We start from the raw sequence: 24,264 nt of genomic DNA on the forward strand, positions 1-24,264 counted from the left end.
TCAGTTTTGCTCAGTTGATCAGCCGGCCCGCCACCGGCGGCAGGAACCGGTCGTCGAAGATGTCGCCCGCCGTGGGCCGTTTGCGGAATTTGAAGTCCTGCGCGATCTGGTCGATCGAGCGCTCCAGGCGCGCGGGCTCGATGCCGCCGAGGCCGTTGCGCTTGACCTCGTCGGTCAGGATGTTGTCGGCGAGGACGGTGCGCAGGCGCTCCAGCTCCAGGTCGCGGTCGCCGTCGTCGATGCGGCCAGCGGCCTCGTCCGCCGCACGTGCCGGCTCCTTGATGGTCGCATTGATGCCGGCGATCAAGGCGCGGACGAAGCCCTTCACGGCGTCCGGCTTCGCCGCGGCGAAGGCGGGGTTGACGACCACGGCGAAGCCATAGGCCTCGCAGCCATAGTCGGCATAACGCAGCACGACGAGATCGGCTCCGGGCACGCCGCGGTCGCGCAGGTTCACCGCGGAGAGATAGTTGAAGCCTGCGACCGCATCGACCTGCCCTGCGGACAGGATCGGCTCGCGGACCGCGGCGCCAATCTTGTGGAATCTGACGCGCGATGCCTTGATGCCGTTCTGCTGCGCCAGCGCCGGCCACAGCCGCATCGACAGATCGCCGTCGGCAACGCCGACGGTCTTGCCGTCGAGATCGGGCAAGAGATGGATGCCGCGGCTCCTGCGCGCGACGATCGCGTAGGGCGCGCGGTTGGACAGCACGAACACCGCCTTGACCGGCGCCGAGTCCTCCTTGTCGCGAAGGCGGATCAGCTCGTTGATGTCGACCAGCGCAAGCTCGCTGTCGCCCTTGGCGACGCGTGCGAGCGCCTCCGGCGATCCGGCTGCGCTGTTGAAGGACACGTTGAGACGTTCGGCGCTGAACCTGCCGTCCTTCGCCGCAAGGAAGAACGGCGCCATGCTCGCGTCCAACGGACGGTCGAAGGTGAAGTGAATCGCAATGGACGGCGCAGCGGTCTCGGCCGCACTGACATCGCGTGCAACGAGCGTTGCAAGCGAGATCGAGAGAGCCAGCAGGCAACGGAGGGCGGTCGTCTTGAATCCTGACATCGATTGCGCCGGTTCCGCATTGTTATGGTTTCGTGACGCTTTGCGGCGCCGGCTGCGGCCAGTCTCTCCGCGCCAACATGAACGGCAGATGAGCGGCGGTTGCGGCACGATTACGCAACCCCGTTCAGCTTGTGTTGGGGTTGGGGAACCCAACTTAGGCTGTGCGGGTTTGAAAGGCATGAGCCTGTCCGCAGGCGTCCATTCCAGGTCCCAAGGAGGGCCCAAGACATGTTCGAGCGATTCTCCAAGTTTGCGGGCCGAAAGGCCGTTCTTGCCACCGCCGCGGTGCTGGCGCTGACCGCGCTTGCCCCGACCGCATCCTATGCAGGCGGCCGTCACTGGCATGGTGGTGGAGGCGGCGCGGCCGCAGCTGCGGCTTTCGCGGCCATCGGCACCGGTCTTGCCATCGCCGCGACCCGTGACTCCTATGCCTATGACTACGGTCCGGGCTATGGCTATTACGGCGGTCCCGCCTATTACAGCGGCCCTTCCTACGGGCCCTATTATGGTCCAGGCCCGAACTTCCAATATCAGCGCTACGGCGGCACTGCTCCGTCCGAGTTCTGCGGCCAAGGTTACTACCAGAACTGCTACTAGCTCTGGCAGCTGGAGTTGACCATGACAGGCCGTCGCGCTTGCCGCGCCGGCCTGTTTTCTGCTTTTATTGCCGCGCGTTAACACGCTCGCCATTTGTTTAGAGTAGTTTTGAGTACCATGAGTGATTCGCTTGAGCGGCTATATCTGGCTGTGCTCGCGGCCAGGGATCTTGATCCGGCAACATCGCGTACGGCCCGGCTGTTTCAGCGCGGGCCCTCGAAAATGGCAAAGAAGCTCGCCGAAGAGGCCATCGAGGTCGTGATCGACGCCGTCAACGGCGACACCGATGCCGTGATACGGGAAAGCGCCGACCTTCTGTACAATCTCACCGTGCTCTGGGCCTCTGCCGGCGTGCGCCCCGAGGACGTCTGGCGCGAGATGACGCGGCGGGAAGACATGCTCGGCATCGCCGAGAAGCTGCCGAAATCGCCGATGAAGCTGCCCAAGGTCGCGTCACCGCGCGTGGCTGCCAGGCGGCCAATTGTCGCGCTTGAGGGGCGTGCCGCGCGCAAGCGCCACTAAAGCGCGATAAGATCAGGGTGAATGGTTCATCGCGCTTTAGCTTCTTGTTTGAGCATGATCTTTCCGGAAAACCGCCGCATACTTTTCCGGATCATGCTCGAAACGTCATAATTCGCCTCAATCTCGGCATGGACAAATCCGTCCCATGGTGCTTCATCGCGGCGCCATGCTGAAACGTATTTACGACTGGTGCATCGACGCCGCTCACAAGCCCTACGCGCTCTGGATCATGGGAGCGGTATCTTTCGCCGAAAGCTCCTTCTTTCCGGTGCCGCCGGATGTGATGCTGATCCCGATGTCGCTGGCGCGCCCGCAGCGCGCCTGGCTCTACGCGACCGTCTGCACCATCACCTCTGTACTCGGCGGCATCCTGGGCTACGCCATCGGTGCGCTGCTGTTCGACTCGGTCGGTCATTGGCTGATCCAGGTCTACGGCCTCGGCGACAAGGTCGACGCCTTCCGTGCCTCCTATGCGGAGTGGGGCGCGGTGATCATCCTGCTCAAGGGTTTGACGCCGATCCCCTACAAGCTCGTCACCATCACCTCGGGCTTCGCCGGCTACAACATCTTGTTGTTCACCATCTGCTCGATCGTCGCGCGCGGCGGACGCTTCTTCATCGTCGCCATCCTGCTCAACCGCTATGGCGACTGGATCCGGGTCCAGATCGAGAAGCATCTCGGTCTCGTGGTGGCGGTCGGTGCCGCCGTGCTGGTGCTCGGCTTCGTGGTGGCGATCAAGTTGATCTAGATCCACAGCGCTTTGCCACCGGGCCGGGTTCGGCTACGGTTGCCGTCATGATGGTTCGATCCGGCAATCCGGCCTTGCGGCTCGGGACGCTGATATCAGCAGTGCTGCTGGTCCTGCTCGGTGCCGCCGGGACCGGATGGCCGCAATCCGCTCCGCCGGCGCTTGGCTTGCAGGAGCAGGGACCGCAGGCCGCGCCTCAGCCGTCGACACCCGCTCCATCGGCGCCGCCGGCGGCAGCGGAAAATCCCGGGCTGATCAATGAAATGGGCAAGCTGTTCGACAAGCTGCCCTCGATCCTGCCGCCGATCAAAAGCCCGAGCGAGACCATGAACGATCTGTCGCGGCTGGCGAAGCCTTCGACCATGGTGTCGGGCCGGGTGGCCTGTCCGGCCTCGTCCAACGGCGCGCCCGATTGCAAGCAGGCCGCCGACCAGCTCTGCCAGAGCAAGGGTTACAAGGACGGCAAGAGCCTGAATGCCGACTCCGCGGAAAAATGCTCGGCCAAGGTCCTGATTCCCGGCAGGGCTCGCAAGCCGGACGACTGCCGCACCGATACTTTCGTGACCAGCGCGCTGTGCCAGAACTAAAGGACGTCGCGCGAGCAACAAGGAGCGCCCATGAGCCGTACGGAGCAGGACTTCCTCGGACAGCGTGAGATCGCCGACGACATCTATTACGGCGTCCAGACCATCCGGGGTAAGGAGAACTTCCACATCACCGGCATTCCGATGAACCAGGAGCCTTACTTCGTGAAGGCGCTCGGTTACGTCAAGAAGGCAGCCGCTATGGCCAATCGCGATCTCGGCGCGATCGAGGCCAAGGTCGCGGACGCGATCATCCTCGGCTGTGACCGCGTGATCGCCGGCGACATGATGGACCAGTTCGTCACCGACTTCATCCAGGGCGGCGCCGGCACCTCCACCAACATGAACGCCAACGAGGTGATCGCGAACCTCGCGCTGGAATCGCTCGGCTTCGGCAAGGGCGACTATCAGCACGTCAGCCCGAACGATCACGTCAATTACGGCCAGTCGACCAACGACACCTATCCGACCGCCTTTCGTCTCGCGCTGATCCTGCGGCTCGAGAGCTACATGACCGCGCTGCGTCAGCTCCAGGAAGCTTTCTTCGTCAAGGGTCGCGAGTTCGACCGTGTGCTGAAGATGGGCCGCACGCATCTGCAGGATGCCGTGCCGATGTCGCTCGGGGCCGAATTCCGGGGCTGGGGCACCACGATCGGCGAGGAGGTCGACCGCATCTCGGAAGCGCGTGCGCTGTTGCGCGAGATCAATCTCGGCGCCACCGCGATCGGAACCTCCGTCACGGCTGCGGTCGGCTATCCCAAGCTCGCGGTCCGACACCTCAGCGCGCTGACCGGCGTCGACTTCATCCTCGCCGGCGATCTCGTCGAGGCGACCTCCGACACCGGCGCCTATGTCCAGCTCTCGGGCGTCCTGAAGCGCACCGCGAGCAAGCTGACCAAGATCTGCAACGACATCCGCCTGCTCGCCTCCGGCCCGCGTGCCGGCTTCAACGAGATCAACCTGCCGCAGTTGCAGCCGGGCTCCTCGATCATGCCGGGCAAGGTCAATCCCGTCATTCCCGAGGTCGTCAACCAGACCAGCTTCCTCGTCATCGGGCTCGACACCACGGTGACGCTCGCGGCATCCGCCGGCCAGCTCCAGCTCAACGTGATGGAGCCGGTGATCTCGTTCGCGCTGTTCTTCTCGATCCGCACCATGGAGCGCGCGGTCAACAGCCTGCGCGAGAATTGCGTCGTCGGCATCACCGCTAACGAGGAGCACACCCGCAACATGGTGCTCAACTCGCTCGGCATCGTCACGGTGCTGAAGCCGCTGCTCGGCTACAAGCAATGCGCCGAGATCGCGCGCGAAGGCTACAAGAGCGGCAAGTCGCTGCACCAGATCGTGGTGACCGAGCGCAAGCTGCTGACGCAAGAGAAGTGGGACGAGATGTTCTCGTTCGAGCGGCTGATCAATCCGGATCTGATCGGGTAGCGACGTCATTTTCAACTTTCGCCTCGTCATTGCGAGGAGCCCTTGCGACGAAGCAATCCAGACTTCCTCCGCGGAGGCAGCCTGTATTGCTTCGCTGCGCTCGCAATGACGGCTGTCAAAGAATTCCGCGCCTAGGAATTGCACTCGCGGCATCCGCTCCGGCGACAAAACGCAATACTTGACAGTGGAAAGATTGCCTTGTTGGTATGGCGGTCAACCTTCCATTGATTGCCAACAGAGGATCGTCCCGCAATGTCCATGCCTGCCTTGTTCAAAGGACGCCTGTCGATCCCCGTGATCGGCTCGCCGCTCTTCATCATCTCGGTGCCCGATCTCGTGATCGCGCAGTGCAAGGCAGGTGTGGTCGGCTCGTTTCCGTCCCTGAACGCGCGGCCGCCGGAGCTGCTCGACGAATGGCTGGCGCGCATCACCGAGGAGCTCGCGGCCTATGACCGCGCCCATCCCGACAAGCCCTCGGCGCCGTTCGCGGTCAACCAGATCGTGCACAAGTCGAACAACCGTCTCGACCACGACATGCAGCTCTGCGCCAAGTACAAGGTGCCGATGATCATCTCCTCGCTCGGCGCACGCGAGGAGCTGAACCAGGCGGTGCACGGCTGGGGCGGCATCGTCTTCCACGACGTGATCAACCAGAAATTCGCGCACAAGGCGATCGAGAAGGGCGCCGACGGCCTGATCCTGGTCGCGGCCGGCGCCGGCGGCCATGCCGGCACCATCTCGCCGCTGGCTTTCGTCGCCGAGACGCGAAAATGGTTCGACGGCCCGATCGCGCTGTCGGGTGCGATCGGCAACGGCAAGGCGATCCGCGCCGCGCGCATCTTGGGGGCCGACTTCGCCTATATCGGCTCGGCCTTCATCGCGACCAAGGAAGCCAATGCGGTGGAGAAGTACAAGGAGATGATCGCGGGATCGACCGCCGACGACATCGTCTATTCCAACCTCTTCACCGGCGTGCACGGCAATTATCTGAAACCCTCGATCCTCGCCGCCGGCATGGATCCGGAAAATCTGCCGACCTCCGATCCCTCCAAGATGAATTTCGGCACCGACGCTTCCGGCGAGCGCGCCAAGCCGAAGGCCTGGAAGGAAATCTGGGGCTCGGGCCAGGGCATCGGCAGCGTAGAGAAGGTTATGCCCGCCGCCGAGTTGATCGCGCGCTTCAAGAAGGAATACGACGAGGCGATCGATCCGCCGTTGTAGTTCTCGTGTCCCGGACGCGCCGCAGCGTGCTCTGCTGCGCACCGCTACGCGCTGCGCAGCGTCCGGGGAACGCCAGCCGAGAGACCGAGCCAATATGCCCCCCATCTACCGCGTCGACGGCAACAGCGTCGTCACCAGTCCGGATGCCGCCGGTCCCTGGGATCGGCGCATGCAGCACGGCTCGGCGCCGGCGTCGCTGGTGACCTGGGCGGCCGAGCGCATTCCGACACCTGCTCCGATGGATATCGCGCGCGTCACCATCGATCTGATGCGGCCCGTTCCGGTCGCGCCGCTGACGATCGCGACCGAGGTCTTGCGCGAGGGCCGCAAGATCCAGCTCTGCGAAATCAAGCTGCTCGCCGACGGCGTGCAGGTCGTCGGCGCCACCGTGCTCAAGATCAGGCGCCAGGCGCTGTCGTTGCCCGACGACGTCAAGGCGCTGCCGGTGATGCTGCCCATGCCGGAGGACTCGCTGGTCGAGGACGGTCACGCCGCCACCAGCCCGTTCGTGCGTTCGGTCTCGATGCGCGCCGCGCGCGGCCGCTTCGGCCAGGCCGGCGCCGGCGCGATCTGGTTTCGCGTCGACCATCCGCTGATTGCCGGCGAAGCAATCTCGCAGGCCATGCGTGCCGTGGTCGCCGCCGATTTCTCCAACGGCACCGCCTCGACCCTCGACTTCCGTGCCTGGACCTACATCAACGCCGACCTGACCGTGAATTTTTCGCGCCAGCCCGTCGGCGATTGGATCCTGCTCGACGGCGACTCCTGGATCGGACCGGACGGCGCGGGGCTCGCAATGTCGCGGCTGGCGGATAGGCAAGGCTATTTCGGCCGCGCGGTGCAGAGCCTGGTGATCGAGAAGCGGTAAGCGTGACGGCCTTTGCAGCGGTCGCTCTGTGAGCCGATTGAACGGGCAGGCTTCCGCCGCCGCGGAAGGGATGCTTGGTCGTGTGCGACGAGGCATCCTGCCAGTTCACATTCCGTAGAAGATCTTGATCTCCCACAGCACCACGACGATAGCCGTGATCAAGGTGACCGCGGCGACTGCACTTTCCAGGGAAGCGACTCTCATCTCTTACTCCGCTTCCCAGCCCCATCAGCGGTCTAGTTGATTCCCTGATTCGCCTGCAATCGGGCGGCCATCGCCGGCGCATACTCCGTTGCTCGTTGTGGTGCCGGGGCCACAATCACACCGTAAAATCCCGGGGTATTTAGCCCACCATCCGGTCCCGCCCGCTCCAGAACCCCGCACGCAATACCTTCTTGTCGACCTTGCCGACGCCGGTCATCGGCAATTGCTTGACGAACTGGATCTGCTTCGGGGCATGCGCCGAGCCTTTTCGCGTCTTCACGAGGTTGATCAGCTCGTCCGGATCGGGCCTTGCGCCCTCGCGCGGCACGACGATGGCGGTGACGGCCTCGCCCCATTTCTCGTCGGGAATGCCGACGACGGCGACCATCGCCACGTCCGCATGCTGCGACAGCACGTCCTCGACCTCGCGCGGAAAGATGTTGAAGCCGCCGGACACGATCATGTCCTTCTTGCGGTCGAGGATGAACATGTAGCCGCGCTCGTCCTTGCGCGCGATGTCGCCGGTGTGGACCCAGCCGTTCTTCAGCGTCTCGGCGGTGATGTCGGGCCGCTTCCAGTATTCCGCCATCACATGCGGGGCGCGCACGCAGATTTCGCCGGCCTCGCCCGTGTTCACCTCCTGGTCGTTGTCGTCGAGGATTTTGACCTCGCAGGCCGCGATCGGGAAGCCGCAGGACAAAAACAGCTCCGGCGTCCTGGGATCGTGATCGGCCTTGCGCAGCACAGAGACCGGATAGCATTCGGTCTGGCCATAGAGCTGCGAGAACACCGGCCCGATCCGCTCGATGCCCTCGACCAGCCGGCTCGGCGACATCGCCGACGCCCCGTAGAGCACGAGCTCGAGCGAGGACAGGTCGGTCTTCCCGAGCGAGGGATGATCGAGCAGCACGTAGATCATGGTCGGCACGAACAGCGTGAAGTTGATGCGCTCGCGCGCGATCGTGGTCAGCACGGCCTCGGGATCGAATCCCTTCAGCATGTGCACGGTGCCGCCGCGCATCAAGGTCGGCAGCACCTTCGTGCCCGCGACATGGCTGATCGGGGCGACCGTGAGGTAGCGTGCCGCGTCGGGGATCTCGAAATCGGCGAGGATCGCGGCGGCGGCTCCGGCATTCTCGCGGTGATAGCGCAGCGCGCCCTTGGATTTTCCGGTGGTGCCGCCGGTGTAGTTCAGCGTGGAGAGATCGTCGAGGCCGGCGAGGCACAGCGCGCTGGCGTGTCCCGCGCTCTCGACGGCCGCCAGCAGATCGACACCGTAACCGGCCGGCCCCATGGTGAAGACCGCCTTCAGCCGGCTCGCCCTCGCGGAAAGCTCGCCGCCGCGGTCGCGGAAGGCGGCCGCGTCGACCACCAGCATCTCGGCCTCGGAATCCTCGAGCTGGAACAGCTGGTCCTCCAGCGATCCCAGCGGATGCAGCCAGGTGATGCAGAGCCGCGACAATTGCGCGGCAACGCCGGCGCACCAGCTGTCGGCGCGGTTCGCGGTGAGGAAGGCGACGCGCGCGCCCGCCTGCAGTCCAAGCCGCATGAACACGCCCTGGATGCGTCCGATCAGGTCGATCGTTCCCTGATAGCTCAGCGATCCCTCGGGCCACGCGAAAGCAGTGCGACCGGGATAGCGCGACAACGCCCGTAGCGTCTGCGCACAAGTCGGGGACGATGCGTGGAGCGGATCGGACATATGTTTCCTCGTTGCTTTGTCATCGGCTTCTGGCGTGCCAATGTTGCCGGTGACGCTAGCACAGAGACTGCGGGAGGAAACGACAAAGCCCGCACGGCGAGGCAAGCGTGACGAGGAGATTTGCGTGCCATCAGATCGACTGCAACGCTTCGGCGATCGTCTCGCTCTGCCGCTGATCGCAGCGCCGATGTTCCTGGTGTCGGGCGTCGAGCTCATGGTCGCGGCCTGCCGCCATGGGGTGATCGGCAGCTTCCCCACCGCGAATTGCCGCAGCACGGACCAGCTCGATGATTGGCTCGCCGCGATCGCGATGCGGCTGCGCCAGCACGAAGATCAAACCGGCTGCAAGCCAGCACCACTCTGCCCGAACCTGATCGTGCACCGCTCCAATGCACGGCTCGCGCAGGATCTCGCCGTGCTGCTGCGGCACAGGCCGGAGATCGTCATCACCTCGGTCGGCTCGCCCGCGCCTGTGGTGAAGCCGCTGCATGACGCAGGCGCGCTGGTGCTGGCGGACGTCGCTTCCATCCGCCACGCCGAGCGGGCGGCGGAAGCAGGTGCCGATGGGCTGGTGCTGCTCACGGCGGGCGCGGGCGGGCAGACCGGCTGGCTCAATCCGTTCGCCTTCGTCCGCGCGGTGCGCGCATTCTACGACGGCATCATCGTGCTCGCCGGCGGCATCAGCGATGGCCGTGCGCTGCACGCGGCCGAAGTGCTCGGCTGCGATCTCGCCTATATGGGCACGAAATTCATCGCGACGCGCGAGAGCATGGCGGACGAACGCCACAAGCGCATGCTGGTCGAGAGCTGCGCTGACGACATCTTGCTCACCACTGCGTTCACGGGGTTGCAGACCAGCATGCTGAGGCCGTCGATCGTGGCCGCCGGCCTTGATCCCGACGATCTCCCGGCACGGGGCGCGATCGATATCGCTGAGGACATTGACGTTGCCGCGCGCGAGAGCCGGCCAAAGCGCTGGCGCGACATCTGGAGCGGCGGCCACTCGACCTCGGGGGTGACGGACGTGCCGGCGGTTGACGAACTGGTTGCGTGGACGCTCGCCGAATATCGTGCGGCGGGCGGGCCGTAGGCGCAGCCCGTCGAGCCCGGCCACGACGGTGTGGATCACGGTTAATCCCGGGCTCCTCCGCCCCCCTTATTTAACGGCAGATTAACCAACGCCGGCCAAGAATCCCCTCACGGTCCGCCATTCAGGGCCGAGAGGAACAGGCGATGGACTTCGATTTTCTCAACAGCAAGACAGCGGCTTCGCTGGACGAAATCCGCGTCCGCGTCGCTCATGCGCTGGCGCGCCACCCGATGTGCCGCAACGTCCGTTTCGACATCGTCAGCGTCCCCCGCACCCGCCGGGGCGGCAACTGGACGGTGACGCTGCAATCGGTCGAGCCGCGCGCGGTGTGGGAGGCCTCGGAGATCGTCGCCGACATCCAGGACGCCTACGACCTTTCGGCAGTTGCCTGATTTCCTTGAATTTTCCGGGCGATGTCGCCGCAGTCCGCGCGATTGCCGCCGCGATGGCACGGTTAAGCCTTAATTATCGCCCAGTTGTCGGGCAGTGATCACGTGGACTTGAAGTTGGGCGCGGAGAGACGTTTGTCCAAAGCCATCACCATCGTTGTGCTGACCTGTTTCCTCGTCCTGGGCGCCGCCACCACCGCCATTCTTGGCCGGGACAGCGTGCCCAGCGTCAGCGAAGAGATGATCGCGCAGACGCCTCCGGCCAAGCCGCTCGCCACCAACCGCGCCGCCAAGGCCGACCGTCTGGTTCCGACCCTGGCCCTGGCTTCGGCCGCGTTCGAGCCGGTCCAGGTGTCGGCCGACAGGCTTTCGCAGGCACCCGTGCTGGCCGAGCCGTTGCGCCAGGCTTTTGCCGCTGCCACGCCGTCCGATTTCCCGATGCCCAAGGCGTCGAGCCTGTCCGAAGCGCCCGCTGCGGCGGAGGTCCCCGCCGTCGAAGTTCCGGCCAAGCCGAAGGTTGTCGCCAAGCCGCAGCCGCAGAAACACTATACCCTGCTATCCGACGCACAGATCTCCGGCATCCGGGATCGCCTGAAGCTGTCCTCGTCGCAGGAATATTACTGGCCTTCGGTCGAGACCGCGCTGCGCAACGTTGTCCGCAAGATCTCGGCCAACAAGCTCTCCAATCCGAACGCGCCACCCAGCGCGCAGATCGATCCGAATTGCGACGAGGTCCAGCAGTTGAAGTCGGCAGCCATGCCGCTGCTGTTCCAACTGCGTGACGATCAGAAGGAAGAAGTGCGCAAGCTCGCCCGCCTCATCGGGCTCGAGAAAGTCGCGCAGCAGATCTGACGCGCGGGTTTCCTCCGGGAACCGCTCCTGCATCAGGAACATCTGGCAATCAACGTGCGTTGCTCGCCCCAAAGAGGGAGTGGATCAAATGCGCGCCTCGACAGCCTATTTCGTCGGTGCCGGAACCATTATCGCGGCCATTGCCATCGGTCTTGGCGGGGGCATCGTTGCCGGCAACATCATGAATCCGGTCGCGTCCAAACAGGGCCCGGACACCAGCAAGATGGCGCAGCGCGCGGAGTCCGCGGGCGCGCCGGCACAGACGAGCGCGCCTTCGGAACGCGTCAATTATCTCACCGGCTCGCAAGCCTTCGGCGCAATGATTGCCGCGCCGGCGCAAGCCGAAGCGAAGCCGGAAGTCGTCAAGCCTGACTCGCAGCCCACTCAGGCGAATGCCGGACCGCCGGCGCCGCCGCCTTCGCAAGCGGCCGCGGTCGAGCCGCCCAAGGAACAGTCCAAGGAACAGTTCAGGGAACAGTCGAAGTCAGCAATCGCATCGCCTCCGCAAGCCGCAAAGCCGGCTGAGCAGCAGGCCTCGACCGAGCCGGCCTCTTCACCCGAGAACGCCTATGCCAAAGCGAGGGACTCCGACGCGAAGCGCGCGGCGTCCGAGCGGCGCCGGATGGAGCGCCGCGAGCGCTGGGCCGAGCGCCGCCATTACGATTCCCGCGAGCAGCGCGGCTTGCGCGACCGCACCGATTGGGACGACGTCGCGCGCAACATCCGCGAAGATTCCGATGTGCGCGATTACGCCAGCCGGCCGCGCGGCGGCTTCCCGCAGATCAGGCTGTTCGGGCCCGACGACGACTAGCGCCTAAATTAGCTTGCGATCGCGGCTGCGATGGGAGAGGGCGGCGCCACCGTCACGTCATTCCCGCGCGCCGCAATCCTTCGAGATAGTGCGCACGATCCTCGTCCCGCAGCATCGGCAGCTCGCGCGTGATCCAGGCGAGCGAGACTTCGGGCTGGGCGCGGCGCAGGCCCTCCAGGGCCGAGGCCGCCAGCGCCGGATCTCCTGACATCCCGGCGGCGGCCGTCAGCACGCGGTGCGCGCCGACGAAATCGCCGCGCTGCCGCATCGACTCCCGCGCCATCTGCATAGCTCCGTCATAGTCACGGCCGACGAACCGGGCATAGGCAGCAACCCCGCAATAGATCGCTGCGAGCGGATCGCGCGGGCTCAGCCGCAGCGCGCGACGTGCGGCAGCATCGCCCTCCTGCCAACGTCCGGCGTAGCACAGCGTCACGCCGTAAAAGGCGTGCGCCATCGCGAAGTTCGGGTTGAGCGACAGCGCCAGCTCGAACTCTGCCAGCGCGTCGTCGAAGCGGCGGCGGAACAGATAGGTGTAGGCGAGGCCGTGATGGGCCCAGGCGTCCTCGCGATCGGCCTCCACCGCCGCGAGCGCCGCGCGTTCGGCGATCGGCACTGTCGCGGCCATGTCGGCCCAGCCCATATGCGCGCCGAAGATATGGCTGGTCGCGAGCAGGCCCAGCGCCTTGCCATAGGTGGGATCGATCGCGACGGCCTTTTCGAGCAGTCCCTGCGCGGCGGCATTGTCCTCGCGCGTGCTGCGCCAGTGATGCGACAAGGCGCGCATCACGAGGTCCCAGGCGTCCAGGCTCCCGGGCGGCTTCTGCTGGGCGCGGAAGCTCTCGGCGGCGTAGAGCTGCGGCTCGATCGCGGCAACGATCGCCTCGGTGATCTCGTCCTGCACGGCGAAGATGTCGGCGAGCTCGCGGTCGTAGCGCTCGGCCCAGAGATGGCTTCCGGTCGAGACGTCGTTGAGCTGGGCTGAGATGCGCAGGCGCTCGCCGCTCCGCCGCACGCTGCCTTCGACCACGTAGCGCACCCCGAGCTCCTGCGCGACCTCGCGGATGTGCACGGCGCGGCCCTTGTAGACGAAGGAGGAGTTGCGCGCGATGACGAAAAACCAGCGCAGCTTCGACAGCGCGGTGATGATGTCCTCGCTGATGCCGTCGGAGAAATAATCCTGCTCGGCCGCGCCGCTCATATTGGTGAAGGGCAGCACGGCGATCGCCGGCCGCTCGGGAAGCGCGAGTGCGGCGCGCTGCACCCGTGCGGCGTAACCGGGCTCCGGCGCGATCGCGCCACCCATCGTGCTACCTTTGGCCTCGACATCTCCGACGAAGCGAAAGCCCTTGCGGGCGATGGTGCGGATCAGCGCCTGGCTCGCGCCACTATCGCCGACGGCCTTGCGCGCCGCGTTGATCCGGCTAGTCAAGGTGGATTCGGAGACGCTGCGCCCGTGCCAGATCTTGTCGATCAACTCGTCCTTGCTGACCACCCGGTCGCGGTTCTGCATCAGGTGGACGACGAGATCGAAAACCTGCGGCTCCACGGCAACGGGAACCTGCTCGCGGCTCAGCTCGCGCCGGTCGGTATCGAGAAGGTGGTCCCGGAACAGAAACTGCACGTCGAAACTCAGGCCTCATTACGAATTGCGGCTAGCAAAAAACAAAATGAAATTTGGGTCGAAAACTGTGAGTCTGCCGAAGGGGCCGCTTGGTTCATCGCGATCGCGTGATGGCAGCCATGCCGTGCGATTGGGGCAGACGCTGTGGGCGACCTGTTGACCGGATATTCCGTCCGAAATCGACCCGTCGTCCTGAGGTGCGAGACGCGCGGCGCAAGGCGCCGCGTGGGGAGCCTCGAAGGATGAAACGGCCGCGATGCAGCCGGGCCGTCCATCCTCCGAGGCCTCCGCTTCGCTCCGGCACCTCAGAATGACGGGCGATCGTGCGACGTGCGCCGTATGTCGTCGTGCGGGACGAATGTGCGATCAACCGCGAATGTCCTTTGCCGGACCGCGTGCCCTGCGTAAGCTGTCGCCCACACAAACACCAACCACGAAGAAACGCCGATGCCCGCTTTTCCAGCCTCCACCACCGTGCTCGATTCCATGCTGTTCCGCGACGCCTTCGGTACGCCCGAGATGCGGGAGGTGTTCTCCGACGTCGCGCTGGTGGCTCGCTATGCCGAGGTCGAGGTGGCGCTGGCGAAGGCTGAGGCGAAGTGTGGCGTGATCCCGCAGGAGGCCGCCGATCAGATCGCGGCGCGGACCGACGTCGCCGCGCTCGATTTCGATCTGCTCAGGCAGGAGACCGACATCGTCGGCTATCCGATCCTCCCTCTGGTGCATCAGATGGTGAAGCAGTGCGGCGAGGCCGGCCGCTACGTGCATTGGGGCGCGACCACGCAGGACATTATGGACACCGCCGTGGTGTTGCAACTGCGCGCTGCGCTCGGGATCGTCGAGCGCGACATCGCCGAACTCCGCCGCATCCTCGCCGATCTCTCGCAGCGATATCGCGATACGCCGATGGCCGGCCGTACCCATCTCCAGCAGGCGCTGCCGGTGACCTTCGGTTACAAGACTGCGATCTGGCTCGCCATGTTCGACCGCCATGCCGAGCGTCTTGTGCAACTGAAGCCGCGCGTGCTGGTCGGCCAGTTTGCCGGCGCCGCCGGCACGCTGGCCTCGCTCGGCGACAAGGGTTTTGAGGTGCAGGAGGCGCTCTGCGCGGAGCTGCAGCTCGGCATTCCCGCCTCGACCTGGCACGTCGCGCGTGACGGCTTTGCAGAAGCCGTGAACTTTCTCGCGCTCGTCACCGGCTCGCTCGGCAAGATCGCACTCGACATCATGATCATGGCCTCGACCGAGTTCGCCGAAGTCTACGAGCCCTTCGTCAAGGGACGCGGTGCGTCCTCGACCATGCCGCAGAAGCGCAACCCGATCTCGTCGGAGCTGATGCTGGCGGCGTCCAAGGCGGTGCGCCAGCACGCCGGCCTGATGCTCGATGCTATGGTGCAGGATTTCGAACGCGCCACGGGCCCCTGGCACGCCGAATGGATGGCGATTCCGGAGAGCTTCGTGCTGACCGCCGGCGCGCTGCACCAGGCGAAGTTTGCACTCGCAGGCCTCATCGTGGATGAGGCGAAGATGAACGACAATCTTGCGGTCAGCCGCGGCCTGATCGTGGCCGAGGCGGTCATGATGGGGCTCGCGCCACAGCTCGGCCGGCAGGAGGCCCATGACGTGGTCTATGACGCCTGCCGTCAGGCCAACGAGAAGGGAATGAGCCTGGCCGACGCGCTGTCCGTGGACTCCCGGATAGCGAGCCGCATCGATCGCGCCACAATCGAGGCGCTCACCTCACCGAAAAATTACCTCGGGCTCGCGCCCGCCATGGTTGACCGGGTGCTGAAATCGGCAACGCGTTGAAAACCAAAATGCGTGAAACTGCGTACCTTCTCCATGTCGCAATGTGCTCGCGCACTTGCGTCCCGCGATGCTAGACTTAGATTGAACGACAGACTTTCGGCAGAGGGCCCCGCATGACTGATCACCGCAATTCCGCCACTCCCATCGATCCCGTGAAGCTCGACCGGCTGGCCGAGGTGGCGGTGAAGGTGGGCCTGGGCTTGCGGCCGGGACAGGATCTGCTTCTGACGGCGCCCGCGATCGCGCTGCCGCTGGTGCGGCGGATCGCCGTGCATGCCTACAAGGCCGGCGCCGGCATCGTGACACCGATCCTGTCGGACGAGGAGATGACGCTGGCGCGCTACCGCCACGGCCACGACAGCAGTTTCGATCGTGCCGCCGGCTGGCTTTACGAAGGCATGGCCAAGGCGTTCTCCGACAACACCGCGCGGCTCGCCATCGTCGGCGACAATCCGATGCTGTTGTCGGGTGAGGATCCTTCCAAGGTGGCGCGCGCCAGCAAGGCGAATTCGATGGCCTATCAGCCTGCGCTGGAAAAGATCGTCAATTTCGACACCAACTGGAACATCATCGCCTATCCGAGCCTGTCCTGGGCCAGGCAGGTGTTTCCTGATGATCCCGAGGACGTCGCGGTCGGCAAGCTCGCGGATGCGATTTTCGCGGCGTCCCGCGTCGATCGCGAGGACGCGATGGGCAATTGGGCGAGCCACAATGCGGTGTTGCGTGAGCGTACCAACTGGCTCAATGGCCAGCGCTTCCGCGCGCTCCAGTACAACGGACCGGGGGTCGACCTCACCATTGGCCTTGCCGATGGCCACGAATGGGAGGGCGGCGCCTCGCTCTCCAAGAACGGCATCAGCTGCAACGCCAACATCCCGACCGAAGAGGTCTTCACCACGCCGCATTGCCGCCGCGTCTACGGCCATGTCGTGAGCTCGAAGCCGCTGTCCTATCAGGGCACGCTGATCGACAACATCGCGGTGCGCTTCGAGGACGGCAAGATCGTCGATGCAAAGGCTTCGCGCGGCGCAGAGGTGCTGAACAAGGTGCTCGATACCGACGAGGGCGCCCGGCGCCTCGGCGAAGTGGCGCTGGTGCCGCATTCCTCGCCGATCTCGCAGAGCGGGCTGTTGTTCTACAACACGCTGTTCGACGAGAACGCAGCGTCCCACATCGCGCTCGGCCAGTGCTATTCGAAATGCTTCGTCAACGGCGCGCAGCTCACCCCACAGCAGATCGCCGCGCAAGGCGGCAACCAGAGCCTGATCCATATCGACTGGATGATCGGTTCGGCCGAGACCGATATCGACGGCATCTTGCCCGATGGCAGCAAGGTACCGGTATTCCGCAAGGGCGAGTGGGCGAAGTAAGCCGCCGCTCGTCATGCCCGGGCTTCCACGTTCTTTGTGCCGCAAGGTGTGGATGGCCGGGACAAGCCCGGCCATGACGGTGCAAATACATAAAGTCCAAGTGCTCGCGTCTAGCCCCCTCACGCCGCCGCGTTGCGCAGCATCGGATTGTTGTCGATGCTGAAGCGGTTGAACAGTGTCGTGAACGGGCTGCCGTCGGTGGCCCGCACGATGGCGTCGGAAGCAGCGATCGCCTCGTAGAGCGCGCCGACGGGATCGTCCGCCTCGTCCATGTCGAGGCTCTTGAGGATCTCCTCGCGAGCCTCGTTGATCTCGTCCTCGTCGTCGAGCGTCGTCTCCAGCGCCTCCGCCGCACGCCGCATCTCCGCGAGGTCGCCGCCGCCGGAAAATTTGAGGATGTCGAGCCAATAGGGACGGGCGACGACGAGCTGGACGAACGCCTCGAACCTATCGGCGATAATTCCGGCGCGGCCCTCCGATGAGACGTAGAGCACATTCTGCGGCGGCAGAAGCACGTACGCGCCCCCGGAGCCGTCACTGCCGATCTGCCTGGGGTTTTCGATGCCGTCGATGGTGAACCAGGGCTCCTCGTCCGGCGCGAAGGAGACATCGAGGCTGACCAGCCAGGCAACGGCCTCACGATTGGCTGTCAGAACCTCGGGCGTGAGGGGCATCGGCATGGCTCCGTTTTATGCTTCCGCGCACTTTGTCGCACCCCGGAAAAGATCGGTTCATGTGCTCGAATTTGCAGGGAAATCGCCGCGTTAACCGCTTCGCGCCTGCAACTTCCGGCTGATTGTCGGGGCCCGCGTAAGAAAGAATTAAAAACCGATGACTAGCGTTCCCGGCATCTTTCGAAACAATCCGGGCCGAGACCCGGCAATATTTTATTAAATCCGCTGGGGAAGAAGATGTCGCGCGCATTGATTGAAATCGGTAGTTGCAATGTCGAGCTTGAGCTGCGGCCGATCGAGCCGTCCTGGATCATCGAGGGCAATCCCGTGTCGCGCTCGCACATCCTGTCCACCAGTGCCGACGGCACCGCCTCGACCATCATCTGGCAGTGCACCGAAGGCCGCTTCAACTGGTACTACGATATCGACGAGACAATCATGATCATGGAAGGATCGATCGTGCTCGAGAGCGACGGCATGCCGCCCAAGCGCTACGGCCCCGGCGACGTGATCTTCTTCCGCGACGGTGCGCATGCCAAATGGCATGTCGAAGGCCACGTCAAGAAGATCGCCTTCTGCCGCAAGACCAATCCCGTTATGATCGGCTTCCTGATCCGCGTCGTCAACAAGCTGAAGAAGATCTTCGCCCTCACCGGAGAGCGCCGTCCGGCCTCCCTGATGGGTGCCGGCTAGAGCATGATCCGGAAAAGTGTGCAGCGGTTGTCCGAAAAGATCATGCTCAAACAATAGTCTCAATTCAAGAACGCTTCCCAGCGGCCACGACGGAAGAGGGGTCGGGATCAACATCCCGGCCCCTCTTCTCGTCATGACGGCAGCTCGAGCCGATAGACGTCGGTGGCGGTCTGCGAGAACAGCGCGGTCTTCTCGGCCTCGCTCAGGGGTGAGGCGATGCGCTTGAAGGCGTTGAAGATCACCTGGTAGCTGCACTGGCCCTTGTCCGGCGGGAAGTTGCTCTCGAACATCGCGCGCTTGGGTCCGAACGCCTCGATGCAGGTCTCGACGTAAGGGCGCCAGGCCGCGGCGAGCTCCTCGGATGACGGCGGCCTCTCGCGCAAATGGAAGTCGTAGCCGAGCAGGCACATGGCTAGGCCGCCGAGCTTCACCACCACGTTCTCGCATGTCGCGATCTCGCGGATCGAGGCGCGCCATTGCGCAAACACCTCTTCGCGCCGCCCTGCAAAGCGGCCGACGCCGGCCGGGCCGCCGCAATGGTCGAGCACGATCCTGGTGTCGGGGAAGGCGCGCGCCAATTCGGTCAGCTCGCCGATCTGTGGATGGAACAGCCACGCATCGAAGCTGAGGTTGAGTGGGGCCAGGCAGGCAAAGCCTTTGCGGAAAGCTGAATCCTGCAACAGTCCCTTCGGCCGGTTCGCATACATGCCGGCGACGACGGGATCCTCGTCCCAGGCCGAGGAATGCCGGATGCCGCGGAAGCGGCCATTGCCGGCCGCGATCTCGGCTTCCAGCAGCGGCTTGGCGGCCTCGCCCAGCAGCAGATTGGCGTGGCTGACGATGCCGGCGCAGATCGCCGCCTTGCCGTAAGCGCCGCTCGCGCTCATCGCGGCGACGCCGTTGGCGAACTCGACTTCGCCGACGGGCCGGAACGCTTCCGGCCCATGCGCGCGATACATCGAGCGGCAATCGACATAGACGGTCGCGATGACGTTGTGGCCGGAGGCGATGTCGGCCGCCATTTCCTCGATCAGATAGCGGTGGCCGCGATTCCAGAGATGGTGATGGGGATCGACGATCGGCCGCAAGGGATCAATGATCTCCTCCCGATGCAGCGCGAGCCAGTCCTCGCGCGGCTCGACGAACAGCCCGCTCGTATTGCCGGGCACGCTGCTTGCAGCCATCGGTGTTCGCTCCCTCATGTTCTTATGTCAGGAGCCTAACATCTCACACGCACGCACAGCAGCGCGCGTTGATCAGAGCACCATGGCAACGGCGGAAGAGGTGCGCTCCCTCTCCCGCTTGCGGGGAGGGCTGGGGTGGGGGTGCTTCCGCAATGGGACACTCCTGATGCGGAGAAAGCCCCCACCCGGCGCTACGCGCCGACCTCCCCCGCAAGCGGGAGAGGTTGCAGCGAGCCCGGAGCCCTCGGCTTCAACCAACAGCCATCAGATCTTTAGTCCTTCCGCCGCTTCGCCTTCACATCGACCATCAGCTGCCAATCACTTGCATCGGCCGGCTTGACCTCGCCGAGCCAGTGGAAGGAATCGCCGGTGATTTCCGTAAAGCTCCAGCGCGTCAGTTCGCCGGCCTCCGTCGTGCCTTCCTGCACGATGTCGGCGCCGCGCGGCCGGCCGATCTGCTGGCGGAAGACGCTGCGTCCGGGATCGAACCAGGAAATCCGCCACGCATCGATGGTCGGATCGTAGACGCGCAGCGTCGTGCCGTACCAATTGCCCGCAATCGGAAAGGCCTGAGAGCCCGCGGGGCGCGGGATGATCCAGACGTCCTGGACCGCGCGGCCCTCCAGCACCCAGCCAAAATGGATCTCGCCGCGCGCGGTATGTTTTGTTCCATCGAGGCCGTGGGCCGTGATTTCGGCGTCCCAATCGCCGACAAAGCGGCCATAAAGCTGCAGCGCCGCGGCGTACTCGGAATTCGGTCCATCGGCGTGCAATAGTCGCGCAAAGTCGTTCATGTCGATCTCCTGTTGCGAGGAGATCAGCACCGAAAGACGGCAGAAGGCTTGGAGAAAATTGCGCCTCAGACACCGTCGAGGATGATCACCGTCGGCTTCGACGGCAGCGCATCCCGCGACATCCGGAACGACCGCTCGGAGCGCCGGTCGATCTCGAACTGCTGGCCGATCCGGCGCATGAAATCGTCGAGCGGGGTGGCGAAGCGGTGCATCGGCAGCACCACCGAAGCGCGCAGCCGCCTGGTGATCTCGGAGACGCCGTCGAGCGACATGGTGTAGGTGCCGTCGATCGGCACCATCACGATATCGAGCCGTCCGATCTGGGCGAAATGGCTGTCGTCGAGCTTGTGATGGAGGTGGCCGAGATGGCCGATGCAGAGGCCGGCGACCTCGAAGATGAAGATCGAATTGCCGTCGCGGATCATGTCGGTGCCGGCGTCGTCGCCGAAATAGCGGCGGATGTCGGTTGTGACATTGCGGATGAAGGCGTCACTGATGCGTTCTGAAACGATCGCCGGCTTTCCGTCCTCGCCCCAACCATGCAGCACGTGAGGAATGCGCTTATCGGGAAACAGAGAGTAGTGCGTGCTGTGGGCCCGGTTCATGGTCACGACGTCGGGCAGCCGCCCGACCTGGTAGGCGCCGCTATAATCGGTCGCGATGCGCAAGCCGCCGGGCGTGTCGATGAAATAGGTGGAATGACCGGCATAGGTGATCTCGACCTCGCCTGTGCCGGCCGTCGGCCGGAACGCGACCGGCAGGATACGCGGTGCCGCGTTGGCCATCGCCAGGCATTCGCTGCGCTGTGGCTGCTGGGCGAGGGCAGGGGCGGCCAGCCAACTGAGAAACGCAAGAGCCGTCAGCAATGGTCGAAACATGCAGAACCGTCCGCCGCTCATCGACGATCTGCTGAGTGTATCTACGAATTATCCTCGCGTCATGTGGTGCCGGCCAGCCGCGCCAATCCGCCGCTTGCCTCGATCAGTTTCACGGCTTTCCTGTCGAAGGACACGAAAGTGTCGGCTCCAAGCCAATTGCCTTCATGGGCGATGACGCCATCGGCGAAATCGCCCCCGGCATCGAGGAACGCCAATCCAGCCTCGGCTGCCGGCCGATCGACGACGGCATTGGAGGCATTGATCAAATGCCGGATCGAAGCCGAGATATTCTCAGCCGAAGTTTTGTAGCCTCGAGAGAGAACCCAGGCCAGCTCGCACAGTGCGGGGATCGAGATGGCTATTAGGTCTGCCTTCTTGAGAAGGGCTTCGGCCACCTTGCTCTGTTCGGCGTCATCCCCGACCAGAACGCGCACCAACACGTTGGTGTCGGGCGTTATCTTCATCGCTTGCCGGTCCAGCCGTCAGCGATGACTTCGTTCATCTCCTCGATCGACAATGATCGACCGTTCGTTTTTCCTCTCAGGAAACCGAAGGCATCCGAAATCTTTCCGACGGGCCGAGCTGCCTTCACCTCAACCCGCCCTCCAGGAAGCTTCTCTATCGAGATCTTGTCGCCGGGATGCACACCGAGGTGCTCCAGGAGATCCTTCCGCAGCGTAACCTGCCCCTTTGCCGTGACAGTAAGCGTGCCCATGGGATCCTCAATCCTTGATAGCCAATAGGTAAGGTAATTTAGCCTTACTTTCAAGTGAGGCAGGCAAGGCTCCTCTCACACGCCTTCAATCCCGCCTTGGGCTGAACTTCCAGGTGATCGCAACGAGGCTCGCGGTGATCAGGCCGCTGATGAGGCCGGCGATGGGGAGTGCAAGCAGCAATGCCGCGGTTGCGGCCCAGCCGATCGAGGAGAACGCTTCGGCGAAGGTCGCAAGCCGCGACGAGGTCTGGCGGCGCCGGAATTGGCTGCGCCGGGCCTGCACCCGAAACCAGAGCTGGATCGCGGTCGCGGAGGCTGCGCTGAGGATGATCGCGCCGGCACTCACGGCAGCCTGGATCGGTGCGGCGAAGGCCAGCGCGCCGATCAGCGGGCAGAAGATCACGGCGATCGCGATCAGCACCACCTCGATCTTGGCGCGGATGACCGCGGATGGCGTCAGCGGCGCAGTCGCGACCAGGTCGGGGGCGTCTTCGCCCGAGATCGTCAGCCAGGCCAACCCGCCGGCAAGCTGTCCGGCCGCCATCACGACGACCGGCGTGATCAGCGTCAGCGCCGCGGAGCTGTCGGCAAAATTGCGCCAGAGCAGCAGCGCCGGCGGCACCAGATAGAGCAGCTGCATCAGGGTCTGCGAGATCAGCCAGGGATCGCGCCAGAGCAGCGAGAACTCCTTGCGCCGCAGCGCCTGCTGCCGCGACCCGGCGCGGAACGGGCGCTCCTTCGCGCGCCTGCTGCCGGAGGCGCCGTAAGCGGCGGCATCGATCGCCGTGTCGGCAAAGCGGTGCGAGAAGATCGCCATGACGCTTCCAAGCAGCACCAAAGCGAGCGCCAGGAGCGGCAGCAGCGCTTCGCTGTCGCCCATCGCCGCCCGCGCCGGCCACCACCAGATGCTGTCGACATCGGGGGCATGGGCGGCCACGCTGCCTGAAGTCAGGATGGTGAAGCGCGACAGCGTGCCGTAGGACATGATCGCCGCGATCTGGAGCGCGATCACGAAGCCGGCGCCGATGATCGCGGCGAGGATCTGGGCGATCAGGCGCGTGCGCGCCGGGCCAATCAGGCGAAACAACAGGATGGTGACGGCGATCGCGACCGCCGCGGCCGAGAGGCCCATGACGACGACCACCCCGAATGCGCTGAGCCAGCGCGCGCCGCCGCCGATCACGAGCACGTCGATGAAGGGCGTCGAGAACAGCAGCGCGATCGCGGTGACGGTCAGCGCGATCGCGGCGATGCGGACCGAGAACAGATTGGCGAGCGTCGCCGGCGAGGACATGATCAGGTCGAGATCGGCGCGGGCGTAGAACACCCGCGTCACCGATTCGATCGCCTGCGACAGCATCAAGGTCCAGGCGAGAAAGATCGTCGCCGAGATCACGATCAGCGAGGATTTGTCGAGCGGCAGCTGCAGATCGGCGAAACGGCCGATCACCGCCCAGGCCGGCAGATGCAGCAGCGCGGCGAAGCAGACGAGGCCGATGACCGCGGCGCGCGCCCGCTTGCGCCGTCCACCGGTCATCATGGCGAACCATTCGCGCCAGGCGAGCCGGAGCTCGTGGCGTGCGAACCAGGAGAGCGCGGTTGCCGAGCTCATGCGGCTTCCGGAAGCGTCACCAGCGCGATGAAGAGATCTTCCAGGCTGGTGTCGGCATGGCCGTTCTGCTGGCGCAGCTCGGTCAGCGTGCCCTCGGCCACCAGGCGGCCCGAGGCGATCACGCCGATGCGGTCGGCCATGCGCTCGGCGACTTCGAGAATATGCGTGGTCATGATGACGGTGCAGCCGGCGCGGACACGCTCGCTGAGCAGGCCCTTCACGTGGCGGGCGGAGACGGCATCGAGCCCCGTCAGCGGCTCGTCGAGAATGATGAGGCGGGGATCGTGCACCAGCGCGCCGGCGAGAGCGACCTTCTGGCGCATGCCCTTGGAAAAGCCCTCGCAGCGCTCGTGCCGATGCGGCTCCAGGCCGAGCGAGCCGAGCAGGTCCTGCGCCACCGGCTTCGAGACCGACGGCGCGATGCCCCAGAGGCCGGCGACGAATTCGAGATATTCGAGCGGGGTCAGCTTGTCGTAGATCATCGGCTCGTCGGAGACCCACGCCATCACCTGCTTGGCGGCGACGGGATTTTCGAGCGCATCGATGCCGAAGATTGAGACCGCGCCGGAATCGGGCCGCAACAGGCCCGCAACCATGCGCAAAGTGGTGGTCTTGCCGGCGCCGTTGGGGCCGACCAGCGCATAGAATTCGCCGGCGTGAATGGTGAGATCGAGGCTGTCGACCGCCAGACGGTCAAAACGCTTCGTTAACCCCAGGACTTCCAGTGCCGACTTGTCCCGCTTCATGACGGCCACACTATCCGGTTTTGCATCGCTCGTGACCATGATCCCAAGATGTTTCGGCACCGTGAATCTACGGCCCACAAATT

At 64.8% G+C, this 24,264-nt stretch carries 25 protein-coding genes; 14 read left to right on the top strand and 11 right to left on the bottom strand.

From position 1 onward, the window contains the following. Window positions 1-10 precede the first annotated feature (10 nt). Complete coding sequence (locus GA0061098_RS07880) at window positions 11-1,060, bottom strand: ABC transporter substrate-binding protein (protein WP_165637227.1); 1,050 nt, start codon at window positions 1,058-1,060, stop codon at window positions 11-13. Window positions 1,061-1,288: 228 nt separating this feature from the next. Here GA0061098_RS07880 and GA0061098_RS07885 point away from each other — a divergent pair, with 228 nt between their 5' ends. The 7 genes from GA0061098_RS07885 (at window position 1,289) to GA0061098_RS07915 (ending at window position 7,034) form a co-directional block, all read left to right on the top strand. After that, the gene (locus GA0061098_RS07885) at window positions 1,289-1,657 is read left to right on the top strand and encodes a hypothetical protein (RefSeq protein WP_028140692.1); all 369 of its coding nucleotides are present in this window, start codon (window positions 1,289-1,291) and stop codon (window positions 1,655-1,657) included. A gap of 117 nt (window positions 1,658-1,774) precedes the next feature. Beyond that, window positions 1,775-2,179, top strand: coding sequence for a phosphoribosyl-ATP diphosphatase (gene hisE, locus GA0061098_RS07890; protein WP_091955803.1), 405 nt, complete (start codon window positions 1,775-1,777; stop codon window positions 2,177-2,179). Between the two features lie 145 nt (window positions 2,180-2,324). Continuing rightward, window positions 2,325-2,927 (top strand): YqaA family protein, encoded by a 603-nt coding sequence (locus tag GA0061098_RS07895; RefSeq protein WP_201760106.1) that lies wholly within the window; start codon window positions 2,325-2,327, stop codon window positions 2,925-2,927. A gap of 47 nt (window positions 2,928-2,974) precedes the next feature. Further along, entirely contained in the window at window positions 2,975-3,514 is a 540-nt protein-coding gene (locus GA0061098_RS07900; RefSeq protein ID WP_091955805.1) for a hypothetical protein, read from the top strand. A 30-nt stretch (window positions 3,515-3,544) separates the two neighbouring features. After that, the gene (locus GA0061098_RS07905; RefSeq protein ID WP_091955807.1) at window positions 3,545-4,945 is read left to right on the top strand and encodes an aspartate ammonia-lyase; all 1,401 of its coding nucleotides are present in this window, start codon (window positions 3,545-3,547) and stop codon (window positions 4,943-4,945) included. A 252-nt stretch (window positions 4,946-5,197) separates the two neighbouring features. Continuing rightward, window positions 5,198-6,166, top strand: a complete 969-nt coding sequence (locus GA0061098_RS07910) for an NAD(P)H-dependent flavin oxidoreductase (protein WP_091955809.1) — start codon at window positions 5,198-5,200, stop codon at window positions 6,164-6,166. Between the two features lie 94 nt (window positions 6,167-6,260). Then, entirely contained in the window at window positions 6,261-7,034 is a 774-nt protein-coding gene (locus GA0061098_RS07915; protein WP_091955811.1) for a thioesterase family protein, read from the top strand. A gap of 343 nt (window positions 7,035-7,377) precedes the next feature. On the opposite strand, the gene GA0061098_RS07920 is transcribed toward GA0061098_RS07915, so the two are convergent. Beyond that, the gene (locus GA0061098_RS07920) at window positions 7,378-8,940 is read right to left on the bottom strand and encodes an AMP-binding protein (protein WP_091955814.1); all 1,563 of its coding nucleotides are present in this window, start codon (window positions 8,938-8,940) and stop codon (window positions 7,378-7,380) included. A gap of 124 nt (window positions 8,941-9,064) precedes the next feature. On the opposite strand from GA0061098_RS07920, the gene GA0061098_RS07925 reads away from it, so the two are divergent. The 4 genes from GA0061098_RS07925 (at window position 9,065) to GA0061098_RS07940 (ending at window position 12,082) form a co-directional block, all read left to right on the top strand. After that, the gene (locus tag GA0061098_RS07925; protein WP_091955815.1) at window positions 9,065-10,030 is read left to right on the top strand and encodes an NAD(P)H-dependent flavin oxidoreductase; all 966 of its coding nucleotides are present in this window, start codon (window positions 9,065-9,067) and stop codon (window positions 10,028-10,030) included. A gap of 143 nt (window positions 10,031-10,173) precedes the next feature. Beyond that, the gene (locus GA0061098_RS07930) at window positions 10,174-10,422 is read left to right on the top strand and encodes a hypothetical protein (RefSeq protein WP_091955816.1); all 249 of its coding nucleotides are present in this window, start codon (window positions 10,174-10,176) and stop codon (window positions 10,420-10,422) included. Window positions 10,423-10,554: 132 nt separating this feature from the next. After that, entirely contained in the window at window positions 10,555-11,271 is a 717-nt protein-coding gene (locus GA0061098_RS07935) for a hypothetical protein (RefSeq protein ID WP_165637228.1), read from the top strand. Window positions 11,272-11,359: 88 nt separating this feature from the next. Then, window positions 11,360-12,082 carry a hypothetical protein gene (locus GA0061098_RS07940; protein ID WP_165637229.1) on the top strand — a complete coding sequence of 241 codons (723 nt, stop codon included), beginning with the start codon at window positions 11,360-11,362 and terminating at the stop codon, window positions 12,080-12,082. Window positions 12,083-12,134: 52 nt separating this feature from the next. On the opposite strand, the gene GA0061098_RS07945 is transcribed toward GA0061098_RS07940, so the two are convergent. Then, the gene (locus GA0061098_RS07945) at window positions 12,135-13,706 is read right to left on the bottom strand and encodes a winged helix-turn-helix domain-containing tetratricopeptide repeat protein (RefSeq protein ID WP_091955817.1); all 1,572 of its coding nucleotides are present in this window, start codon (window positions 13,704-13,706) and stop codon (window positions 12,135-12,137) included. A gap of 447 nt (window positions 13,707-14,153) precedes the next feature. Between GA0061098_RS07945 and pcaB the strand changes: the two genes are divergently transcribed. Both pcaB and GA0061098_RS07955 read left to right on the top strand, forming a co-directional pair. Then, window positions 14,154-15,515 carry a 3-carboxy-cis,cis-muconate cycloisomerase gene (gene pcaB / locus GA0061098_RS07950; protein WP_091955818.1) on the top strand — a complete coding sequence of 454 codons (1,362 nt, stop codon included), beginning with the start codon at window positions 14,154-14,156 and terminating at the stop codon, window positions 15,513-15,515. A 113-nt stretch (window positions 15,516-15,628) separates the two neighbouring features. After that, complete coding sequence (locus GA0061098_RS07955) at window positions 15,629-16,885, top strand: aminopeptidase (RefSeq protein ID WP_091955819.1); 1,257 nt, start codon at window positions 15,629-15,631, stop codon at window positions 16,883-16,885. Window positions 16,886-17,004: 119 nt separating this feature from the next. Here the strand turns inward: GA0061098_RS07955 and GA0061098_RS07960 are convergent, their stop codons facing one another. Beyond that, entirely contained in the window at window positions 17,005-17,559 is a 555-nt protein-coding gene (locus GA0061098_RS07960) for a hypothetical protein (RefSeq protein ID WP_091956029.1), read from the bottom strand. Between the two features lie 237 nt (window positions 17,560-17,796). Between GA0061098_RS07960 and GA0061098_RS07965 the strand changes: the two genes are divergently transcribed. Further along, window positions 17,797-18,252, top strand: coding sequence for a cupin domain-containing protein (locus GA0061098_RS07965; RefSeq protein WP_165637230.1), 456 nt, complete (start codon window positions 17,797-17,799; stop codon window positions 18,250-18,252). A gap of 131 nt (window positions 18,253-18,383) precedes the next feature. On the opposite strand, the gene GA0061098_RS07970 is transcribed toward GA0061098_RS07965, so the two are convergent. The 7 genes from GA0061098_RS07970 to GA0061098_RS08000 form a co-directional block, all read right to left on the bottom strand. Beyond that, entirely contained in the window at window positions 18,384-19,436 is a 1,053-nt protein-coding gene (locus GA0061098_RS07970) for an amidohydrolase family protein (protein WP_091955821.1), read from the bottom strand. 272 nt (window positions 19,437-19,708) lie between these two features. Further along, window positions 19,709-20,230: a hypothetical protein gene (locus GA0061098_RS07975; protein WP_165637231.1), complete on the bottom strand. Its 522-nt coding sequence runs from the start codon at window positions 20,228-20,230 to the stop codon at window positions 19,709-19,711. Between the two features lie 65 nt (window positions 20,231-20,295). Further along, complete coding sequence (locus GA0061098_RS07980) at window positions 20,296-21,108, bottom strand: MBL fold metallo-hydrolase (RefSeq protein WP_091956030.1); 813 nt, start codon at window positions 21,106-21,108, stop codon at window positions 20,296-20,298. A gap of 59 nt (window positions 21,109-21,167) precedes the next feature. Then, the gene (locus tag GA0061098_RS07985) at window positions 21,168-21,572 is read right to left on the bottom strand and encodes a type II toxin-antitoxin system VapC family toxin (RefSeq protein ID WP_091955825.1); all 405 of its coding nucleotides are present in this window, start codon (window positions 21,570-21,572) and stop codon (window positions 21,168-21,170) included. Then, the gene (locus GA0061098_RS07990) at window positions 21,569-21,823 is read right to left on the bottom strand and encodes an AbrB/MazE/SpoVT family DNA-binding domain-containing protein (RefSeq protein WP_018321341.1); all 255 of its coding nucleotides are present in this window, start codon (window positions 21,821-21,823) and stop codon (window positions 21,569-21,571) included. Before GA0061098_RS07990 ends, GA0061098_RS07985 begins: the two co-directional genes overlap by 4 nt. An 85-nt stretch (window positions 21,824-21,908) precedes the next feature. Next, window positions 21,909-23,435 carry a permease gene (locus tag GA0061098_RS07995; RefSeq protein WP_091955827.1) on the bottom strand — a complete coding sequence of 509 codons (1,527 nt, stop codon included), beginning with the start codon at window positions 23,433-23,435 and terminating at the stop codon, window positions 21,909-21,911. Then, complete coding sequence (locus tag GA0061098_RS08000; protein ID WP_165637232.1) at window positions 23,432-24,181, bottom strand: ABC transporter ATP-binding protein; 750 nt, start codon at window positions 24,179-24,181, stop codon at window positions 23,432-23,434. The genes GA0061098_RS07995 and GA0061098_RS08000 overlap by 4 nt, the downstream gene beginning before the upstream one ends. Window positions 24,182-24,264 lie beyond the last annotated feature (83 nt).

The organism is Bradyrhizobium shewense, assembly GCF_900094605.1.
GTDB lineage: Bacteria > Pseudomonadota > Alphaproteobacteria > Rhizobiales > Xanthobacteraceae > Bradyrhizobium > Bradyrhizobium shewense.

What these genes read in the sequence shown, in the direction of transcription:
- GA0061098_RS07880 (WP_165637227.1), bottom strand. Translation starts at nt 1,060, where the DNA reads ATGTCAGGATTCAAGACGACCGCCCTCCGTTGCCTGCTGGCTCTCTCG.
- GA0061098_RS07885 (WP_028140692.1), top strand. Translation starts at nt 1,289, where the DNA reads ATGTTCGAGCGATTCTCCAAGTTTGCGGGCCGAAAGGCCGTTCTTGCC.
- hisE (WP_091955803.1), top strand. Translation starts at nt 1,775, where the DNA reads ATGAGTGATTCGCTTGAGCGGCTATATCTGGCTGTGCTCGCGGCCAGG.
- GA0061098_RS07895 (WP_201760106.1), top strand. Translation starts at nt 2,325, where the DNA reads ATGGTGCTTCATCGCGGCGCCATGCTGAAACGTATTTACGACTGGTGC.
- GA0061098_RS07900 (WP_091955805.1), top strand. Translation starts at nt 2,975, where the DNA reads ATGATGGTTCGATCCGGCAATCCGGCCTTGCGGCTCGGGACGCTGATA.
- GA0061098_RS07905 (WP_091955807.1), top strand. Translation starts at nt 3,545, where the DNA reads ATGAGCCGTACGGAGCAGGACTTCCTCGGACAGCGTGAGATCGCCGAC.
- GA0061098_RS07910 (WP_091955809.1), top strand. Translation starts at nt 5,198, where the DNA reads ATGTCCATGCCTGCCTTGTTCAAAGGACGCCTGTCGATCCCCGTGATC.
- GA0061098_RS07915 (WP_091955811.1), top strand. Translation starts at nt 6,261, where the DNA reads ATGCCCCCCATCTACCGCGTCGACGGCAACAGCGTCGTCACCAGTCCG.
- GA0061098_RS07920 (WP_091955814.1), bottom strand. Translation starts at nt 8,940, where the DNA reads ATGTCCGATCCGCTCCACGCATCGTCCCCGACTTGTGCGCAGACGCTA.
- GA0061098_RS07930 (WP_091955816.1), top strand. Translation starts at nt 10,174, where the DNA reads ATGGACTTCGATTTTCTCAACAGCAAGACAGCGGCTTCGCTGGACGAA.
- GA0061098_RS07940 (WP_165637229.1), top strand. Translation starts at nt 11,360, where the DNA reads ATGCGCGCCTCGACAGCCTATTTCGTCGGTGCCGGAACCATTATCGCG.
- pcaB (WP_091955818.1), top strand. Translation starts at nt 14,154, where the DNA reads ATGCCCGCTTTTCCAGCCTCCACCACCGTGCTCGATTCCATGCTGTTC.
- GA0061098_RS07955 (WP_091955819.1), top strand. Translation starts at nt 15,629, where the DNA reads ATGACTGATCACCGCAATTCCGCCACTCCCATCGATCCCGTGAAGCTC.
- GA0061098_RS07960 (WP_091956029.1), bottom strand. Translation starts at nt 17,559, where the DNA reads ATGCCCCTCACGCCCGAGGTTCTGACAGCCAATCGTGAGGCCGTTGCC.
- GA0061098_RS07965 (WP_165637230.1), top strand. Translation starts at nt 17,797, where the DNA reads ATGTCGCGCGCATTGATTGAAATCGGTAGTTGCAATGTCGAGCTTGAG.
- GA0061098_RS07970 (WP_091955821.1), bottom strand. Translation starts at nt 19,436, where the DNA reads ATGGCTGCAAGCAGCGTGCCCGGCAATACGAGCGGGCTGTTCGTCGAG.
- GA0061098_RS07975 (WP_165637231.1), bottom strand. Translation starts at nt 20,230, where the DNA reads ATGAACGACTTTGCGCGACTATTGCACGCCGATGGACCGAATTCCGAG.
- GA0061098_RS07980 (WP_091956030.1), bottom strand. Translation starts at nt 21,108, where the DNA reads ATGTTTCGACCATTGCTGACGGCTCTTGCGTTTCTCAGTTGGCTGGCC.
- GA0061098_RS07985 (WP_091955825.1), bottom strand. Translation starts at nt 21,572, where the DNA reads ATGAAGATAACGCCCGACACCAACGTGTTGGTGCGCGTTCTGGTCGGG.
- GA0061098_RS07990 (WP_018321341.1), bottom strand. Translation starts at nt 21,823, where the DNA reads ATGGGCACGCTTACTGTCACGGCAAAGGGGCAGGTTACGCTGCGGAAG.
- GA0061098_RS07995 (WP_091955827.1), bottom strand. Translation starts at nt 23,435, where the DNA reads ATGAGCTCGGCAACCGCGCTCTCCTGGTTCGCACGCCACGAGCTCCGG.
- GA0061098_RS08000 (WP_165637232.1), bottom strand. Translation starts at nt 24,181, where the DNA reads ATGAAGCGGGACAAGTCGGCACTGGAAGTCCTGGGGTTAACGAAGCGT.